Raw genomic sequence first — 17,795 nt, 5'->3', positions numbered from 1 at the left:
CCCCCGGCGTCAGGTCGCGGTGACGACCGCCGCGGTGAGGACGAGCTGGCCCAGGGCGACCGGTACGAGGGCCTGCCAGCACAGCCGCTGGAGCTGGTCCTCCCGCAGCCGCGGCGTCGCCACCCGCAGCCAGATGACGGCGAAGCTGACGGCGAACACCTTGAGCAGCGTCCACAGCCAGCCCAGCGACGCGTCGGCGAACGGCCCCTTCCAGCCGCCGAGGAACAGCACGGTGGTCAACGCGGCGACCACGACGATGCCGACGTACTCGGCCAGCAGGAACAGCGCGAACCGCAGCCCGGTGTACTCGGTGAGGTAGCCGAACACCAGCTCCGAGTCGGCGATCGGCATGTCGAACGGCGGCCGGCGGATCTCGGCGAGCGCCGCGGTGAAGAACACCAACAGCGCGGGCAGTTGCCAGAGCAGCCACCAGGGCCGCCAGGCGGCGACGATGCCCGGCAGCGACAGGGTGCCGGCGGCCATCGCCACCGACGCCGCCGACAGCACCAGCGGCAGCTCGTAGCCGAGGAGCTGGGCGGCGCCGCGCAGGCCGCCGAGCAGGCTGTACTTGTTGGCCGAGGCCCAGGCCGCCATCAGCAGGGACACCACGCCGACGCCGAGGACGGCGAGGGCGAAGAACAGCCCCGCGTCCAGCGGCTGGGCCACCAGGTCGCCCGGCCCGAGCGGGATGACCAGCAGCACCACGAGGTACGGCAGCAGCGCCACGGCCGGCGCGAGCCGGAACACCGGGCCGTCCGCGCCGCGCGGGATCAGGTCCTCCTTCTGCGCGAACTTCACCCCGTCGGCGAGAAGCTGGGCCCAGCCGTGGAAGCCGCCCGCGTACATCGGGCCGAGCCGGCCCTGCATGTGCGCCATCACCTTGTGCTCGGCCTGGCCGACGACCAGCGGCAGGGTGAGGAACGCGACGACCACGAGCGCGACCCGCAGGCCCAGCTCCGCCAGGCTCATCCGCCCGGCTCCGCGTCCGGTCCCCACAGGGCGGGGTCGGGCACGCCCGGCGGCCGGGCCGGGGCGCGGCGGCCGCGCCCGGCCGCCGGCTCGCCGGGCTCCTTGGCGCCGGGCCACGCCTTGGCGACGCGGGCGGCCAGCACGAAGTCCTTGCGCAGCGGGTGGCCCTCGAACTCCGGCGGCAGCAGCAGCGGGCGCAGCCCGCCGGGGTGGTCGGCGAAGTCGACGCCGAACATCTCGTGCGTCTCCCGCTCGTGCCACGCCGCCCCGGCGTAGACGTCGACGGCGGAGTCCAGCCGGGGCGCCCCGGCGGGCAGCAGGCACCGCAGCAGCAGCCCGTGCCGCGCCGCGGTAGACCACAGGTGCGCGACGATCCGGTACCCGTCGGCGCCCTCGTCCACGGCGCCGAGCCAGTCGAAGAAGTCGCAGTCCAGCACCGCCGGGTCCCGGGCCGCCGCCAGGGCGGCGCGCCAGCGGGCCGGCGGCACGTCGACGGTCCCCCGGGCGTACGCCTGGCCGCCGGACAGCCCGACCGCCACGTCGTCGCCGCCCAGCGCGTCCGCGAGCCGCCGCGCCACCTCGTCGCCTGCCATGCCCCGATCCTAGGCCCGCCGCGGCCGCGGACCCGCGCGCCCGGTCCGCGGGCGGTCGCGCGGCGGACCCGCGGTGTCGCACCGTCCTGACAGGATGAACGTGCCTCTGGCCCCGGAGAGAGGAGTCTCCATCACCATCGTCACGACGCCGCCGATCGAGAGCACCGGATCGGGTCCCGCCGGCCCGGCCGACCGCAGCACCGCGCGGACGGCCGGCTGGGCGGGACCGGGCAGAGCGACGTAACCCCTACAGGCCCGGGAGGCGGTTGTTGCGGAACAGGTCGACGAAGAGCTGGTGGTCGGCCCGCGCGCGGACCCCGTACGCGTGGGCGAAGTCCACCAGGTGACCCACCAGGCCGGCCGGGTCGGCGCCGACCGCCGCGACGATCGCCTCCTCGGTCGAGTAGTCCACGAGGTCGTGGGCGGACTCGTCGTCGGCGACCGCGTGCATCCGGGCCACCGCCCGGCCGAGGTCGGAGACGACGCCGGCCAGCTCGTCGGGCTCGCTGACGTCCGACCAGTCCAGGTCGGCGGCGTACGGCGACACCTCGGCCACCACCTGGCCCACCCCGTCGAGCAGAGTGTGCCCGCACCACGGGTCGGCGTGCGCCTGCAGCGCCCGCTGCGACTCCGCGGTCCGGTGGCCCTGGTGCCGGAAGTAGCCGGCCACCCGGGGGTCGTCGACGTGCCGTGCGACCGCCGGGACCTGGGCCTGCTTCATGTACAGCAGGACGTCGTTCTCCAGCGCCTGGGTGTGCCCCTCCAGCAGCAGGTTGTAGGAGGGCAGCCCCGCCGAGCCGATGCCCACCCCCTTGCGCAGCTTGACGTCCTTGATCTGGGCGGCGATGGGCCGGTCGTGGCCGGTGGGCAGGGTGTCCAGGTACGCCTCGAACGCCGCCACCACCGACTTGCGCGCCGCGTCGTCGACCTCGTAGACGCCCTCGGCCATGGTGAACCGGCGCTCGTACTGGTCGATGGTGGTCTGGGCGGCCAGCAGGTCGACCCGGGTGCTCAGCCGCGCCTGCTGGAGGACCCGGCGCAGCACGCCCGTGGCGGTGTCCAGGGTGATCGACCCGATCGCCTCGTCGCCGCCGGCGGCGATCGCCGACAGCTCCCCGTGGTACGCCCGGGTGAACGCCGCGACCAGCTCGCCGATGCCGGCGTCGGAGAGCGCCTTGGCGTACCCGATCAGGGCGACGCTAGCCGCGAACCGCCGCAGGTCCCAGGTGAACGGCCCGACGTACGCCTCGTCGAAGTCGTTGACGTTGAACACCAGGACGCCGGAGGCGTTCATGTACGTGCCGAAGTTCTCGGCGTGCAGGTCGCCGTGGATCCACACCCGACCGGTGCGCGCGTCGAGGTACGCGTCGTCGGCGTAGTCGCCGGTCATGTCGGCGTAGAACAGGCAGGCGCTGCCCCGGTAGAACGCGAAGGGCGAGGCGGCCATCTTGCGGAACTTGCGGCGGAAGGCGGCGGGGTCGCGCGCCATCGGCTCGCCGAACTCGCGGACCAGGACATCGAGGATCAGGGCGGTGCGCTGCTGTTCGCTCACGACCGCCAAGCCTACTGACGCGAGGCCGCCCGCACGCCCGGATGCCGGTTCAGGCCGGCGGCGGGGGCGCCACCAGGGGCGCGGTCAGCGCCGCGGCGGTCCGGCCGGCGAGCGGGTCCGGGCGGGGCACGCCGCCGACGCCGGACTGCTCGGCGGCGATCCGCTCCTGCAGGCGCAGGATGCCGTGCAGCAGGGCCTCGGGGCGCGGCGGGCAGCCGGGCACGTACACGTCGACGGGGATGAGCTGGTCGACGCCCTTGGTGACCGAGTAGGAGTCCCAGTACGGGCCGCCGCAGTTGGCGCAGGAGCCGAAGGAGATGACGTACTTGGGCTCGGGCATCTGCGCGTACAGCCGCAGGATCGCCGGGGCCATCTTGTCGGTGACGGTGCCGGAGACCACCATCAGGTCGGCCTGGCGCGGCCCGTGGGCGAACGGGATCACGCCCAGCCGCATGAAGTCGTGCCGGCCCATGCTCGCGGCGATGAACTCGATCGCGCAGCAGGCCAGGCCGAAGTTGAAGACCCACAGCGAGTACCGCCGACCCCAGTTCAGCACGAACCGGATCGGCTCACCGAGCACCGCGGGCAACTGCACCCGCCTACCGTACCGGCGGGGGGTGCCAGCCGGCGCGGGCGAGGTCGACCCGGTCCCCGCGCAGCGGCACCCCCTCGGCGCGCAGCCGGGCCAGCGCCTGCGCCGGCTGTGAGGGCGCCACACGGCCGGCGGCGTTGACGACGCGGTGCCACGGCACGCCCCCGCCGTACCGGGCCATGATCGTGCCGACCTGCCGCGGCGACTGGCGCCCGGAGACCTCGGCGAGCGCGTCGGCCACGGCGCCGTACGTCGCCACCCGGCCCGCCGGGATGCCCTCGACCAGGCGCAGGACGGCCTCGACGTACGCGGCGGCGTCCATCAGGGGGTCGACGGGCCGGTGTACGCGCGGCCGCGGTGGAACGGCCAGCCGTAGGGCTTGCAGCCCTTCAGTCCGAGCGTCTGCTGCTGCATGACCGGCGCGAGCGCGCCCGCGCGGGGGCACCGCTCGTGGCCGCGGCCGAGCTGGTGGCCGACCTCGTGGTTGACGACGTAGTCGCGGTACTCCGCCACCGGGGCCCCGTACCCGGGGACCGCCTCCCACCAGCGGGCCATGTTGATGACGACCTTGCCGCCGATCCGGCAGTTGGTGAAGCGGCGCGTCTCCAGGCCGCCGGTGCGGCAGAGCCGCTCGGAGGTGGCCGGGGTGGCGAGCACGACGGCGAAGTCGATCGGGCTGCTGCCGCTGACCCGTTGGAACCGGCGCTCGCGGCCGGCGGTCCAGCCCCGGGCGTCGCCCAGGATCCGCTCGACCTCGCGGGCGAACGCGTCCCGGTCCTGGCCGGTGTCGGCCTCGACGCCGACGCGGTACCGCAGGACCGGCCCGCCGCCGCCGTACACCCGGGAGGTCGCGGTGGCGTAGGAGAAGGTACCGGGGCCGCTGCCGGGGAACCGGGCCGCGGCGGCAGCGGTGCTCGGCGGCGGGTCGGTGCGCTCCTGCGAGGGCGTCGCCGTACCGGTCACGTCGCGGCCGGCGACCCGGGTGCCGGGGCCGCGGGCGACGTCGACGCCGATGACCGCGGCGGCCGCGAGCAGGACGGCCAGGACCCCGAGGCGCTGCCGGCGGCGCTGCACGCGGCGCCAGCGGGCCGTCCGGTCGCGGACGCCGGGCGGCGCCTGCCGGGGGTCGTCGAAGGCCCGCAGCGCACCCTCGAACACCTGGTCCGGCGCGGGCCCGGCGTCGCGGCGCTGGGCGTCGGCGAGGACGGCCCGGCCGAGCGTGGTCAGGCGGCCGCCGCGGCCGGGGCGCCGGGCGAGCCGGCGGCCGGGCCAGGCGTTCGCCCCGTCGGGCCGGCGGGTCTCCCCGTCGGGCCGCCGGTTCTCCCCGCCGGGGGCGGCGTCGGCGTCGGCGGGCGCCACGTCGGCGGGGTCCGGGCGCCCGGCTGGTTCGGCGGGGCGCGGGCGGCGGGGCCGGCGGGAGGGCAGGACCGGGATACCGGCGACCGGGGTGGGGTCGGTCCAGGGCGCCGGGTCCGGCTGCCGCCCCGGACGGGGATCGATGGGTGTGGCCACCGTCTGCCCCCGTTCCTTCTCGTCCAGCATCACCGCTCATTCACCGCCACAATCCCACCATAGAGGGATGAAACAGGACTCAGTGAGATTTGTCCGGGAGCGCGCACTTCCAGGTTACCGAGCCGCGAGGAAGCGTCGGATCTCGCGGGCGACCCGCCCGGGTACCTCCATCATCGCCACGTGGCCGACGCCCTCCAGCATCGACAGCCGCGCGCCGGGCACGGCGTCCGCCACCCGCGGCGCCACCCGGACGTCGATGATCCGGTCCAGCGTCCCGCCGATGACCAGCGTCGGCACCGTCAGCCGGCGGGCCATCGCCCACAGCGAGCCGGGACCGGGCAGGTACGCGCGCAGGAAGGCCCAGACCAGCCCGCGCAGGGTCCGCACGTAGACCGCCGGGTAGTACGGCTCGCGGTACCGCCCGCCGACCTCGGCGACCGCCTCCGCCACCCGCTGCGGGGTCAGCCGCCCCGGGTCGCCGAAGCACGCCTCCAGCACCTGCCGGGTGAGGTCCTCCGGCGCGGTCCGGGCGAGCTGCCGGCCCGCGATCCGGCTGGCGCCGGGCAGCGCCAGCAGCGGCAGCATCGGCCCGTGGACCGTGCGCCGGGCGTCCAGGAACGGCATGGCGGGCGAGATCAGGGTCAGGGTGCGGACCAGGTCCGGGCGCAGCGCGGCGACCCGGACCGCCACGGCGCCGCCGAACGAGTTGCCCACCAGGTGGACCGGGCCGCGCCCGCCGTCGCCGATCCAGCCGACCATCCGCGCGGCCACCGACGCCACCGAGTACGCGCCGGCCGGCGGGCTGTGCCCGAAGCCCGGCAGGTCGACCGCCTCGCCGGCCAGCCGGTCGGCCAGCCGGCCGGCCAGGTCCGTCCAGTTGTGCGCCGATCCGCCCAGCCCGTGCAGGTACAGGGCCGGCTCGGCGCGGTCGTCGCGGACCGGGGTGCGGCGCAGGTACAGGGAGGCGCCGCCCCGGGTGACCAGGCTGCCCGGGTACGGCCCGGGCGGGTCCGCCGGCCGCGTCCCGCGCACCGGGTCGAACTGCACACCGCTCATCGCCGGCCCCTGTCCCGCCCGGCCCCGGCTCCCGCGTTCACAGCAGCGCGTCCAGGAGCCGGTTGACCGCCGCCATGGTGGCGCGGACCGTGGCCTGGTGCGCGTCGTCGGTCACGATCGCCGACCCCGCCAACTGCTCGACCCACCCGTCACACACCAGCAGTACCACGACGACCGCGACCTCGCAGGAACCCAGCGGGACCACCGCCGCGTGCTCGACGAAGCACCGGCCCTGCCGCCCGTCCGCGGCACCCACCAGGTCGCCGATGGCGGCGGCCGCGGCGGCGGCGCACAGCCGCGGCAGGTAGCGCTCCACGGCCGGTCCGCTGGCGGTACCCCTGGCGGACCGGCCCCCGGCCGCAAGCCGCACCTCGACGGTGGCGTCCAGGCCGGCGACCGCGAGCCCCACGTGCCCGATGCGCACCCGGGCGGCGGCGGGCGGCGCGACGAACGGGCCGCCCGCCGGGACGGGGCCGCCGGCCGGGGCGGGGGCATCGGCCGGGGCGGCGGCCGCCAGCGTCGCGCCGGCCGGGTCGAGGGTTCCGGCGGCCGGCGGCACCCGGGCCGCGCCGACGCCGGGCCGCTCCACCGCGGACCCGACCGGGACCGCACCGTCGGACGCCGGCCCGACGGGCCGCCCTGCCGGGTGCGAGTCTCCGGGCGCCCCCACGTCGTGCGGCGGCGGCTGGGCCGGCGCCGGGTGGTGCGGTGCGGGCGCCGGGTGGTGCGGTGCCGCCACTGGCGCCGGGTGGTGCGGCTCCGCGATCGGCGCCGGCCCGGCCGAGACAAGGTCGGCGGGCGCTTCGCCGGAGGCCGCCGAGGGCGCGGCGGCCGCCGGGCCGGCGCCGGCCGCGGGGGCAACCGCCGGGGTTGCCGGACCGACGCCCGGCACCGGGACGCCGCAGCCGGCAGCCGGCGGGTCGACCGGCCCACCCGGACCCGGCGTCACGTCCGAACGGCCGGCGGCCGGCGGGACTTCGCGGCGTTCGGCGGCCGGCAAGACTTCGGGACAGTCGGCGCCGGACGGGCCGGCAGACGGCAGGGCGGCAGACGGCGCGTCAGCGGGAGGCGCGGCAGAAGGAGCCGTCGCAGCCGAGGGCGCGGACGAAGGCGGGGCCGCCGGGAGCGCGGCAGCCGAGGGCGCGGCGGCGAGGTCGGTCGGCGACGCCGCGGCCGGCGGCGGGGCGGGCAGGTCCGCGTCCGCGGCGGAGCGCGCCCCCCGGGGCCGCGGCGCGCGGGCCGGTGCCGGCGGACCCCACGAGGCGGTGTCGTCCGGCGCCCGCCGCCGGCCGCGGCGGGAGGGCCGCGGCGGCTCGCCCGCCGCGTGGGCGGGCCGGCGGTCCGGCTCGGCCTGCCGCGGGACCCGGGGCGCCCCGGACGCCGGGCCGGCGGCCAGGCCCAGCCGCTCCTGGAGCATCCGGGCCACCTCGCGGCTGACGTGGGCGGCGTCGGCGCCGTCGGCGAGGTCCAGGCGCAGCAGGTGGGCGCCGCTGGGGGTGGTGCGCAGCGACGCGCCGCGCACGCCGCTGACGTCGTGCGCGGCGCCGAGGACGGCGTCCACGTCGAAGCCCTCCGGGCGCTCGCGGGGCGCGCCGGGCTCGTCGTCGCGGCGCAGGTGGGTGGCGAGGCGGGCCAGCTCCGGGGTCTGCGCGGGCGGCGCCGGGGCGCGGGCGGACAGCGGCTCGGCGTCGACCGGCACCCGGTGCGGCAGCACCCGGCCCGGGTCGCGGCCGTCAGGTGCGGCGAGCAATGTGGACGCCCCGGACGGGCCAGCCGGATGGGGGTCTCCCCCCCAGTCCCAGCGCGAGGGCGGCGGGTACGTGGTGCTCCACAGCGCGGCCGCCGAGGGGTAGCGCGCGCCGGTGCTGGCCACCGGCTCCACCGGCGGCCAGCAGCCGTTCTCCTTCGGAGTGTCCACGCCCTCCCCGCCGCCGTCGCCCGCCGCCGCGCCGGCGGGCCGCGCCCCACCGTCCACAGCCCCTGATTCATCCACCGTGCGCTCCTCGGTCACCTCCGCTGAGGCTACCGTGTGCGTGCGGCCCCTAGGAGCCACGCGAACGCCGCGCGGGCTCTACGGTGGGATGGTGCCGCGCGCGGTGCCGGGGACCCGGCGCGGTGGGTGCGCGAGGTGCGGAGGGATCGATGGGCTCGGTAGGGACGCGCGCGGAGGGACGGCCTGCCCGGCTGCCCCGGTCCGCGCGGCGCAAGCAGCTCCTGGCCGCGGCCCAGGAGGTCTTCGTCGCGCAGGGGTACCACGCCGCCGCGATGGACGACATCGCCGAACGCGCCGGGGTCTCCAAGCCGGTGCTGTACCAGCACTTCCCCGGCAAGCTGGAGCTGTACCTGGCCCTGCTGGACACCCACTGCGACGCGATCGTCGAGGGCGTGCGCGAGGCGATGCGGGTCGACTCGGACAACCGCGACCGGGTGCACGCGGCCGTCGGCGCCTACTTCGACTTCGTCGACCACGACAGCGGAGCCTTCCGGCTGGTGTTCGCCTCGGACCTGCGCAACGACCCGACCGTCCGGGAGCGGATGACGCGGGTGGAGAACGCGTGCACCTCCGCGGTCGCCGACGACATCATGGCGAACACCGGCGGCCCCCGCGGCCACGCCGAGCTGCTGGCCTCGGGCCTCGTCGGCGCGGCGGTCCAGGCGGCGCAGTTCTGGCTGGGCGGCGGCCGGGCGGTCCCGAAGGAGGCCGCCGTGGACCTGCTGGCGACGCTGGCGTGGCGCGGGATCGCCGCGTTCCCGCGCCAGGACGAGGCCGACGCCGGCTGACCCGGGCGCCGCGTGCCGGCGGTCCGCGGCTGCCGGGCCGGGTAGGCTGCGGTGAGGCTTCAGTACCGGAGACGACGAGCGGGAGGTTCCACGTGGAGGTCAAGATCGGCGTGCAGTACGCGGGTCGGGAGCTCGTCATCGAGAGCGATCAGTCGCCCGAGGACGTCGAGAAGCTGGTCACCGACGCCATCGGCGGCGACTCCGGGGTGCTCAGCCTGACCGACGAGAAGGGCCGCCGGCTGCTCGTCCCGGCGACCAAGCTGGCGTACGTGGAGATCGCCGAGGCGACGGCCCGCTCGGTCGGCTTCGCCGCCCGCTGACGTCCTCCCGGACACCCCCGACGACCGGCCCGGCGATCCGCCCGGCCGGTCGTCGCGCGTCCGGCACCGCCGGCCGCCCGAGACATGACTAATTGTCGGAAATATCGTCGGGGCCGGCCGCTGACCAGGGCGGAGCCGCCGTGGTCGGGTACGATGGACCCGCGAGCCGCCGGTGGCGGCCCACGTCCAGTGCCACCGCGACCGCGGCTCCGCCGGTGCGGCGCACCCGACCCGCCGTCATCGCGGCCGGCGTCAGGCGCGGCCACCGGCATCGAGGACGGCGCCCCGGCGCCGGACGCGGGAGACCGGCGGCACCCGCGAGCGCGGAGCGACCGGGCGGCCAGAGTCCGCCGCGCACCACGCGTCGCGTGCCGCCGCGGTGACAGACGCGGCGGCGACCGACACCCGAGCACCGACAGCGAGGCGCGGCCCGCGGAGTGATCCGCGCGCGGCCCGCCGACCCACACAGCCGCGCCCTCCGACAGCCGGGGCGCACCCACGAGAGGGCACCCCGAGAAACCCCATGACTGATCTGCACACCCACGACCGTCCCGCCAGCCCGACGTTCGCAGAACTCGGCGCGCGCCCGGAGACCGTCGAGGCACTCGCCGCGGCCGGCATCACGCACGCGTTCGCGATCCAGGAGTACGCGCTCCCGATCGCCCTGCGCGGCTCCGACCTCATCGGGCAGGCGCCCACCGGCACCGGGAAGACGCTCGGCTTCGGCATCCCCCTCATCGACCGCGTGCTGGCCCCGCACGAGGGCGGGAGCGGCGCGCCGCAGGCGCTCGTCGTCGTCCCGACCCGCGAGCTGGGCCTCCAGGTCGCCACCGACCTCGCCACGGCGGGCAAGGTGCGCGGCGTGCGGGTCCTGTCCATCTACGGCGGCGTCGCCTACGAGCCGCAGATCGAGGCCCTGACCACCGGCATCGAGATCCTCGTCGGCACGCCGGGCCGCCTGCTCGACCTGTGCAAGCAGAAGAAGCTCAAGCTCGACCAGGTCCGGCACCTCGTCCTGGACGAGGCCGACCGGATGCTCGACCTGGGCTTCCTCGACGACGTCGAGCGGATCCTGGCGATGCTGCCCGAGCAGCGGCAGACGATGCTGTTCTCGGCCACCATGCCGGACCCGATCGTCGCCCTGTCCCGCCGCTTCCTGCACCACCCGGTGACGATCCACGCCGGCCACACCGCCGAGACCGGACCGTCGCCGCTGACCACCCAGGTGGTCTACCGGACCCACTCGATGAACAAGATCGAGGTACTGGCGCGGATCCTCCAGGCGCAGGACCGCGGCCTGACCATGATCTTCACCCGGACCAAGCGGGCCGCCGACCGGGTCGCCGAGGACCTGGACTTCCGCGGCTTCGCCGCCGCCGCCGTCCACGGCGACCTCGGCCAGGGCGCCCGCGAGCGGGCGCTGCGCGCCTTCCGGACGGGCAAGATCGACGTACTGGTCGCCACCGACGTCGCGGCCCGCGGGCTGGACGTCTCCGGCGTCACCCACGTCGTCAACTACGACTGCCCCGAGGACGAGGCGACCTACACCCACCGGATCGGCCGCACCGGCCGGGCCGGGGCGACGGGCGTCGCCGTGACGTTCGTCGACTGGGAGGACGCCCCGCGCTGGACGATCATCAACCGGAACCTTGGCCTGTCCATGCCGGAGCCGCCGGAGACGTACCACACGTCGGAGTGGCTGTACGCCGACCTCGACATCCCCACCGACGTCACGGGCACCCTGCCCAGCGCCGACCGGACCCGCGCCGGCCTCTCGGCCGAGGTCGAGGAGGACCTCGGCGGCCGGCCGCCGCGCGGGCGCGACAGCGGCGGCGGGCGCGACGGCGGCCGGGGCCGTCCCGGCCGCGGGCGCGACGGCGACCGGCGCGACGGCGACCGGCGCGACGGCGGCGGCCGGGAGAGCGGCCGCGACCGCGGCGCCCGCGACGGCGGCGCCCGCGGCGGCCGGGCGGCCGACGACCGCGCGGCCGAGTCCGCGCCGCCCCCCGGGGAGAACGGCGAGTCGACCCGGTCCCCGCGGCAGCGGCGGCGCCGGCGCAACGGCGCCGACCTCGGCGCGGAGACGACCGGCGCCGAGACCGCCCGCGCGCCGCAGGGCCGCGAGGCGGCCCGCACCGACAACGGCGAGGCCGCCGACGAGGCCCGCAAGCCCGCCCGGCGCCGACGCCGGTCCGGGCGCGGGGGCGCGGGTCGGGACAGCGCCGCACCGGCCGCCGGCTGACCGTGCCGCAGTCGCTGGACGCGGCGCTGACCGAGGTCCGCGCCGCGCTGCTGCACCCCGCCCTGGTCCGGGCGGTGGCCGCCGGCCGCCGGCGCGGGCAGCCGCTCCCGGACCCGGCGCGCGCGCAGGTCCGCCCCGTCGCGCTCAAGGCCGGGGCGCGGCTCCAGGTCGTCGGCACCGACGGGGTACGCCCGCACACCCGCAACGTCGCGCCCGGGGCCGACGCCGCCGCCGCGGTCGACGCGCTGCTCGCCCAGCCCTACGGCAACTGGCACGTGGAGACCGCCGACACGGTCCTGCAGGTGCGGGTGACCAAGAAGGGCGAGGCGCAGGTGCACCGGGACGCCCGCGCGCCGGTGTCCGCGGAGCCGGCCGCGCACGACCGGGCCAGCCGCCACCTGCTGGACCCGGGCGACCCGCTGTTCGCGGTCGTCGGCGGCGGCGCGGCCAAGCGGCGCCAGGTGGACGCGTTCCTGCGGGCCCTCGACGCCACGCTGCCGGCCGAGGGGCTGCCGACGCCGCTGCGGGTGGTCGACCTCGGCTGCGGCAACGCCTACCTGACCTTCGCCGCGTACCGGTACCTGCACGCCCGCGGCATCGCCGCCGAGGTGACCGGGGTCGACGTGCGGGAGGACCAGCGGGAGCGCAACACCGCGCTGGCCGCGGCGCTCGGCTGCGCCGGGCAGGTCCGCTTCGTCGCCGGTACCATCGCCGCCGCCGACCTCGACCCCCCGCACGTCGTGCTGGCCCTGCACGCCTGCGACACGGCCACCGACGAGGCGCTCGCCCGCGCCGTGGCCTGGCAGGCGCGCTGGATCCTCGCCGCGCCCTGCTGCCACCACGACGTGGCGGCCCAGCTACGTCGCGCGCCGGCCGGGCCGCTGACCCGCGACGGGATCCTGCGCGAGCGGCTCGCCGACACGCTCACCGACGCGCTGCGGGCGGCGCTGCTGCGCGAGCGCGGCTACGCGGTCGACGTGGTCGAGTTCGTCGACTCGGCGCACACCCCGCGCAACACCCTGCTGCGCTGCCGGCGCGCCGCGGGCGCGCGCCCGGCGGAGGCGGCGGGGCTGGCGGCCGCGTACGGCGTCAACCCGGCCCTGGCCGCCATGCTGGGCGCAGCCGGAGCCGGCGGCGGGTCCGCGCCGGGGCTCAGGTGACGTTCAGCGTGAAGGGTGCCGTGCGGACGGCGCCGCCGGTGGAGAAGTCGAGGAAGGCGCGGTAGGTCCCCGGGCTCGGCGGGGACAGCCAGAACTGGACCGCGTCGGCCGCCATCGTGACGTCGGCGTGCACGTGCACGTACCCGAGGTCGCTGGTGCGGATGACGACGAGGTGGCCGTACGCGCCCAGGTACCGGTCCAGCGGGGCCGGGTCGCCGCCGCGGGTCACCCGGAACCGGACGGGCTGGATCGCGCCGGCCCGGGCGCTGCCCTCCAGCGCCACCCGGTAGCCGCCGACCGCGACCGCCGCCGCCGGGGCGGGCAGCGGCGCCGGGGCGTACGCGCCGGGGGCGGTCAGGTCCACGCCGAGCGTGACCGGCGTCTGCCGGCCGGCGGCGTCGGCGGCGATGAAGTCCGCGTAGGCGTGCCAGATCCCGGGCGCCGGCAGCCGCAGCGGAATGCTCCACGTGCCGTCGGGGGCCATCACCGGGTGCAGGTGCTGGAAGCCGGTGACGTCCCGGCGCAGGACGATGAGGTGCAGCTTGCGCTCGTGGTTGTCGATGAACCGGGTCACGGTCGCACCCGCGGCGTCCAGGATCCGGAACGTGAAGGGCCGCGCCGCGCCGGGCGGCAGGACGGTGGCGCCGGGCACGATCCGGTAGCCGACGGCGACGGCGGCCAGGCCGTTGGCGACGCCGCCGACCACGGACTCGCCGTTGACGCCCGCGGTGCCGCCGTGCCCGTGCTGGGGGGCGCCGGGCACGTCGACGTGGGAGGCGCCGACCGGCGGCGCGGTCGCGGGCTGGGTGGCGGCACGTCCGAGGCCGAAGCCGCCCAGCAGGGCGACGATCAGGCCGCCGACGATGCCGGCCATGCGCAGCGCCGCGCGGTCGGCGGGGGCCCGGGCGGCCGCGGCCGCGGCGGGCGCCGCGCTGCCGGGGTCGGCCGACGGGGGCTCGGTCGGGCCGGGCCCGGATGCTGTTGCCACGGACCGAGCGTAACCGGGCGTGGTCGTCGCGCGGCGTCGCGGTGAGGCGGTCGGCGCGGGGCGCCGGGTCCGACTCCGACGCGCGACGGCCTACTCCGTCCGCATGAGGGGTATTTGTGGCATTTTCACTACAAAGAAGATTTACGAGTCCTTTGCCAGAATTACCTCGTTAGCAGGGCGTGTCCTTTCCTACCGTGGCTGGCCGGCGCGCCGGTCGCCTCACCCTCGTCACCGCAATCGGCGCCACGCTCCTCCCGCAGCCGAGCCCCGCCGCGGCCGCCACCCCGCTCGACGTCCAGCTCCAGCGCGCCCGGCACCAGCTCGACGCCGTCGTGGAGGAGTACAACCAGATCCGCGCCGACCTGGCCTCCACCGAGACGCAGCTCGCCGAGCTGACGCCGCGGCTGGGACCGATGCGGCGCGCCGTCGAGCAGCAGCGCGGCAAGGTCGGCGCCATCGCCGCCGGGGCGTACCGCGTCGCGGCCAGCTACAAGGTCGGGATGCTGCTGACCGCCAACGGCCCGCACCAGCTCACCGACCGCATCCTGGTCGTCACCCGGCTCGCCGACAACCAGCAGAAGGCCGTCGCCAACCTGGACCAGGCCAACCACCACTACCGCAAGGCGCAGCAGGCGCTCGCCATGCTGGCAGCCTCGCAGTACAAGCAGCGCGCGCAGCTCACCGCGAAGCGCCAGCACGTCGAGGGCGAGATCTACCGGCTCCGGCAGCTCATCGACGACGCCGCGGACCGGGGCACCCCCCGGCCCGACCCGAACCGCCCGCGGGGCGGCGCCGTCGACACCGACGGGGTACCGGCGCCGGCCGGGATCACCGGGGCCGCCGGCCGCGCGGTCCGCTTCGCGTACAGCCAGATCGGCACCCCGTACCGGTTCGGCGGCTCCGGCCCCGACGGGTACGACTGCTCCGGCCTGATCAAGGCGGCCTGGACGGCCGCCGGGCGCAACCTGCCGCACAACGCGGCCGGCCAGCGCGGCGTGGTCCGCGACATCGGCCGCAGCGACCTGCGCCCCGGCGACCTGGTGTTCTACTACGGCGACCTGTCGCACGTCGCGCTCTACATCGGCGGCGGCCGGATCATCCACGCCCCGACGTACGGCGAGAATGTCCACATCGACTCGCTGACCTACGCGCCGATCCACTCGTTCGGCCGCCCGTAGCCGCCGGCACCGCACCGCGGGAGGCGGCGCTGTCCCCCGGGGCGGCGCCGCCTCCCGTCCTCAGGCCGGCGGGGCCGTGCCGGCGTCCGGCAGCGTCAGCCGGATCGTGGTGCCGGGGCCGCCGTCGGTGTCGAGCCAGACCTCGCCGCCGTGGTACTCGACGATCTTCTTGACGATCGCCAGGCCGATGCCCGTGCCGGCGTAGGACTCGCGGCCGTGCAGGCGCTGGAAGATGACGAAGACCTTGTCGGCGTACTCGGCGGGGATGCCGATGCCGTTGTCGCGCACGGTCAGCTCCCAGAGCCGGCCCGCGCGGCGCGCGCTGACCTCCACCACGGGCGGCACGTCGGGGCGCCGGAACTTCAGCGCGTTGGCCAGCAGGTTCGTCACCACCGTGGTGACCAGCGACTCCTCGCCGCGGACCGCCGGCAGGTCGCCGACGCGGATCTCGCCGCCGACCGCCTCGGCCTCGGCGCGCAGGTCGGTGCACACCCGGGCGAGCACGGCGTTGAGGTCCAGCGCCTCGAACTGGCTCGTCCGGCGCCCGATCCGGGAGAAGGCGAGCAGATCGTTAATCAGCCGCTGCATCCGCTGCGCGCCGTCCACCGCGAACGCGATGTACTGGTCGGCCTTCTCGTCGAGCTGCCCGCCGTACCGGCGCTGGAGGAGCTGGCAGAAGCTGGCCACCTTGCGCAGCGGCTCCTGCAGGTCGTGCGAGGCGACGTACGCGAACTGCTCTAGGTCCCGGTTCGAGCGGGTCAGCTCCGTGGCCTGGGCCTCCAGCCGCGCGTTGGCCTCGACCACCTGCTGCCGGGCGGCGCGGACGGCGGCGAGGTCGTCGACGATCCGGCGGCGCATGCTGTCGACGTCCGCGGCGAGCCGGTTCAGCTCGCGCGGGCCGGCCGGCGCGATGTGCCGGGCGAACTCCCCGCCGGCCACCGCGCGCACCCCCTCGCCGAGGACGGTGAGGGGGCGGATGACCCAGCGTTGCAGGAAGACCAGCAGCAGGGCCGCGCTGAACAGGACGCACACCGCCGCCGCGGTCAGCAGCAGGCTGAGCTGGTCGCTGATCCGCCGGACGGTCTCCACCGCCCGGTCGGTCTCGCTGATGAGCGCGCCGAGCAGGGCGTCCAGTTCGTTGCGCAGGTCGGTGAACTGGTTGGCCACGCGGGCCTGCAACTCGCGCTGGCCGGCGGCGGCGCCCGCGCGCTGGGTGGCGCTGACGACCGGCGCCGCGACCTCGGCCCGCCACGTCCGGTACGCCGCGTCCACCGCCGCCAGCCGCCCGACGAACGCCGCCTGCCGGTCGACCTGGCCGCGCAGGGCCGCCATCAGCCGGTCGTACTCGGCTCCGGCGTCGCGGTACTCGGCGAGTTCCCGGCTGCTGCCGGTGACGGCAAAGCCGCGCATCGCGCTGCGCTGGACGATCACACCAGAGCGCAGCGCCTCGACCGCGTTGCGGGCCGGCTTGATGGTCCGGGCCAGGGTGTCGGTGCGGTCGTGGCTGCGGTCGGCCAGGACGGTGGCGCCGACGGCCATCCCGAGCAGGAGCAGGCTGACGGCCAGGCACAGGGAGGTCAGCCGGGCCCGGAGGCTGACCTCGCCGCCGCTCACGCCTGCTCCGCGGCCGCGGCCGCGGCCAGCAGGATGGCGACGTCGTCGGCCAGCGGGCCGCCGTTGGCCCGCTCCGCCCGCCCGACCAGCCAGGCGGGCAGCGCCGGGGCCGCGACCCCGAACCGCTCGGGCTCGGCGAGGACGGCGCACAGCCCGCCGACGTCCAGCCGCTCGTCGGCGACGCCGGTGCGGCCCTCGATCAGGCCGTCGGTGTACATCAGCAGGGACCAGGCCGGCGGCAGGTCGAAGGTGAACGGGTCGGGCCGCCGCGGTACGACGCCCAGGAGCCGCCCCGAGGGCGCCGGCAGCGGGGTCGCGGCGCCGCCGTCGATGAGCAGCGGCGGCGGGTGTCCGGCGAGGCGGACCGTCGCCCGCCCGGCGTGCAGGTCGAGGGCGACCGTCGCGACGGTGGCGAAGATCTCCGGTGCCCGGCGCTCGCTCATCAGGACCTGCTCGACGGCGGGCAGCACGTCGTCGTCCGCGACGCCCGCCAGCGTCAGCGCCCGCCACGCCACGCGCAGCTCGACGCCGAGCGCCGCCTCCTCGACGCTGTGCCCGCAGACGTCGCCGACCATCAGGTGCAGCCGGTCCGGCCCGGTCTGGACGACGTCGTAGAAGTCGCCGCCGATCAGGCCCCGCTGGCGGCCCGAGCGGTAGAAGGAGCGGACGTCGATCTGGTCGGTGTCCATCAGCGGCTGGGGCAGCAGGCCGCGCTCCAGCCGGGCGGACTCGGCCTGCCGCAGGTCGGCCTCGCCGAGGCGGCGGGCGTTGTCGTCGGCCCGCTTGCGCTCGACGGCGTACCGGACGGCGCGGCTCAGCAGCACCCCGTCGACCTGGCCCTTGACCAGGTAGTCCTGGGCCCCCTCGGCGAGCGCCGCCTCGCCCAGGTGCTCGTCGTGCAGCCCGGTCAGCACGCACACGGCGGGCCGCCGCGCGAGCCCGAGCATCGAGCGCAGGCCGGCCAGCCCGTGGCTGTCGGGCAGGCCGAGGTCGAGCAGCACGCAGTCCACGTCGTTGATCCGGTCGCGCGCCTCGGCCAGGGTCGTGGCGACCGCGAGGTCGATCTGCGCGTCCACCTCGCCGAGCAGTTCCCGGACGAGGAAGGCGTCGCTGACGTCGTCCTCCACGAGCAGCACGGTCAGCCGGCGGGTCACCGGCGGCGCGGCCGCCCGCAAGGCGGTCGACGGGTCAGTCATCACGGCACGCCTCCTCTTGCGGCGGTCCTGGATCGGGCCGGG

At 76.9% G+C, this 17,795-nt stretch carries 16 protein-coding genes; 5 read left to right on the top strand and 11 right to left on the bottom strand.

The features are described from left to right. Window positions 1–9 precede the first annotated feature (9 nt). The 8 genes from IEY75_RS00900 to IEY75_RS00865 all read right to left on the bottom strand — a co-directional run bounded on the left by IEY75_RS00900 (window position 10) and on the right by IEY75_RS00865 (window position 8,267). Window positions 10–969, bottom strand: a complete 960-nt coding sequence (locus IEY75_RS00900; protein ID WP_189112210.1) for a complex I subunit 1/NuoH family protein — start codon at window positions 967–969, stop codon at window positions 10–12. After that, entirely contained in the window at window positions 966–1,562 is a 597-nt protein-coding gene (locus tag IEY75_RS00895) for an NADH-quinone oxidoreductase subunit C (protein WP_189112209.1), read from the bottom strand. Before IEY75_RS00895 ends, IEY75_RS00900 begins: the two co-directional genes overlap by 4 nt. A 247-nt stretch (window positions 1,563–1,809) precedes the next feature. Then, complete coding sequence (locus IEY75_RS00890) at window positions 1,810–3,051, bottom strand: DUF2252 domain-containing protein (protein ID WP_189112582.1); 1,242 nt, start codon at window positions 3,049–3,051, stop codon at window positions 1,810–1,812. 112 nt (window positions 3,052–3,163) lie between these two features. Further along, window positions 3,164–3,709 (bottom strand): NADH-quinone oxidoreductase subunit B, encoded by a 546-nt coding sequence (locus IEY75_RS00885; RefSeq protein WP_189112208.1) that lies wholly within the window; start codon window positions 3,707–3,709, stop codon window positions 3,164–3,166. A 4-nt stretch (window positions 3,710–3,713) separates the two neighbouring features. Then, window positions 3,714–4,028, bottom strand: a complete 315-nt coding sequence (locus IEY75_RS00880) for an MGMT family protein (RefSeq protein WP_189112207.1) — start codon at window positions 4,026–4,028, stop codon at window positions 3,714–3,716. Next, window positions 4,028–5,248: a DUF3152 domain-containing protein gene (locus IEY75_RS21180; RefSeq protein WP_268244314.1), complete on the bottom strand. Its 1,221-nt coding sequence runs from the start codon at window positions 5,246–5,248 to the stop codon at window positions 4,028–4,030. The genes IEY75_RS00880 and IEY75_RS21180 overlap by 1 nt, the downstream gene beginning before the upstream one ends. Window positions 5,249–5,332: 84 nt before the next feature. Beyond that, on the bottom strand, window positions 5,333–6,274 hold the full coding sequence (locus tag IEY75_RS00870) for an alpha/beta fold hydrolase (RefSeq protein WP_189112206.1): 942 nt from the start codon (window positions 6,272–6,274) through the stop codon (window positions 5,333–5,335). 37 nt (window positions 6,275–6,311) lie between these two features. Next, complete coding sequence (locus tag IEY75_RS00865) at window positions 6,312–8,267, bottom strand: hypothetical protein (RefSeq protein ID WP_189112205.1); 1,956 nt, start codon at window positions 8,265–8,267, stop codon at window positions 6,312–6,314. A gap of 149 nt (window positions 8,268–8,416) precedes the next feature. Here IEY75_RS00865 and IEY75_RS00860 point away from each other — a divergent pair, with 149 nt between their 5' ends. From IEY75_RS00860 to IEY75_RS00845, 4 genes are all read left to right on the top strand, one after another. After that, a complete protein-coding gene (locus tag IEY75_RS00860; protein WP_189112204.1) occupies window positions 8,417–9,055 on the top strand; it encodes a TetR/AcrR family transcriptional regulator in 639 nt (212 codons plus the stop codon). 92 nt (window positions 9,056–9,147) lie between these two features. Then, complete coding sequence (locus IEY75_RS00855) at window positions 9,148–9,375, top strand: DUF3107 domain-containing protein (protein WP_189112203.1); 228 nt, start codon at window positions 9,148–9,150, stop codon at window positions 9,373–9,375. A gap of 523 nt (window positions 9,376–9,898) precedes the next feature. Next, complete coding sequence (locus IEY75_RS00850) at window positions 9,899–11,617, top strand: DEAD/DEAH box helicase (RefSeq protein WP_189112202.1); 1,719 nt, start codon at window positions 9,899–9,901, stop codon at window positions 11,615–11,617. Between the two features lie 2 nt (window positions 11,618–11,619). Then, complete coding sequence (locus IEY75_RS00845; protein WP_189112201.1) at window positions 11,620–12,777, top strand: class I SAM-dependent methyltransferase; 1,158 nt, start codon at window positions 11,620–11,622, stop codon at window positions 12,775–12,777. Here the strand turns inward: IEY75_RS00845 and IEY75_RS00840 are convergent. After that, window positions 12,770–13,765, bottom strand: a complete 996-nt coding sequence (locus tag IEY75_RS00840; RefSeq protein ID WP_189112200.1) for a DUF8832 domain-containing protein — start codon at window positions 13,763–13,765, stop codon at window positions 12,770–12,772. The genes IEY75_RS00845 and IEY75_RS00840 overlap by 8 nt on opposite strands. Window positions 13,766–13,959: 194 nt before the next feature. On the opposite strand from IEY75_RS00840, the gene IEY75_RS00835 reads away from it, so the two are divergent. Beyond that, window positions 13,960–14,943 carry a C40 family peptidase gene (locus IEY75_RS00835; RefSeq protein WP_189112199.1) on the top strand — a complete coding sequence of 328 codons (984 nt, stop codon included), beginning with the start codon at window positions 13,960–13,962 and terminating at the stop codon, window positions 14,941–14,943. A 60-nt stretch (window positions 14,944–15,003) separates the two neighbouring features. Here the strand turns inward: IEY75_RS00835 and IEY75_RS00830 are convergent, their stop codons facing one another. Beyond that, entirely contained in the window at window positions 15,004–16,557 is a 1,554-nt protein-coding gene (locus IEY75_RS00830) for a sensor histidine kinase (protein WP_189112198.1), read from the bottom strand. Then, a complete protein-coding gene (locus tag IEY75_RS00825) occupies window positions 16,554–17,753 on the bottom strand; it encodes a PP2C family protein-serine/threonine phosphatase (protein ID WP_189112197.1) in 1,200 nt (399 codons plus the stop codon). The genes IEY75_RS00830 and IEY75_RS00825 overlap by 4 nt, the downstream gene beginning before the upstream one ends. Window positions 17,754–17,795 lie beyond the last annotated feature (42 nt).

The organism is Pilimelia terevasa, from assembly GCF_014647915.1.
Classification (GTDB): Bacteria; Actinomycetota; Actinomycetes; order Mycobacteriales; family Micromonosporaceae; genus Pilimelia; species Pilimelia terevasa.
This window is presented reverse-complemented; position numbering and strand designations above follow the sequence as displayed.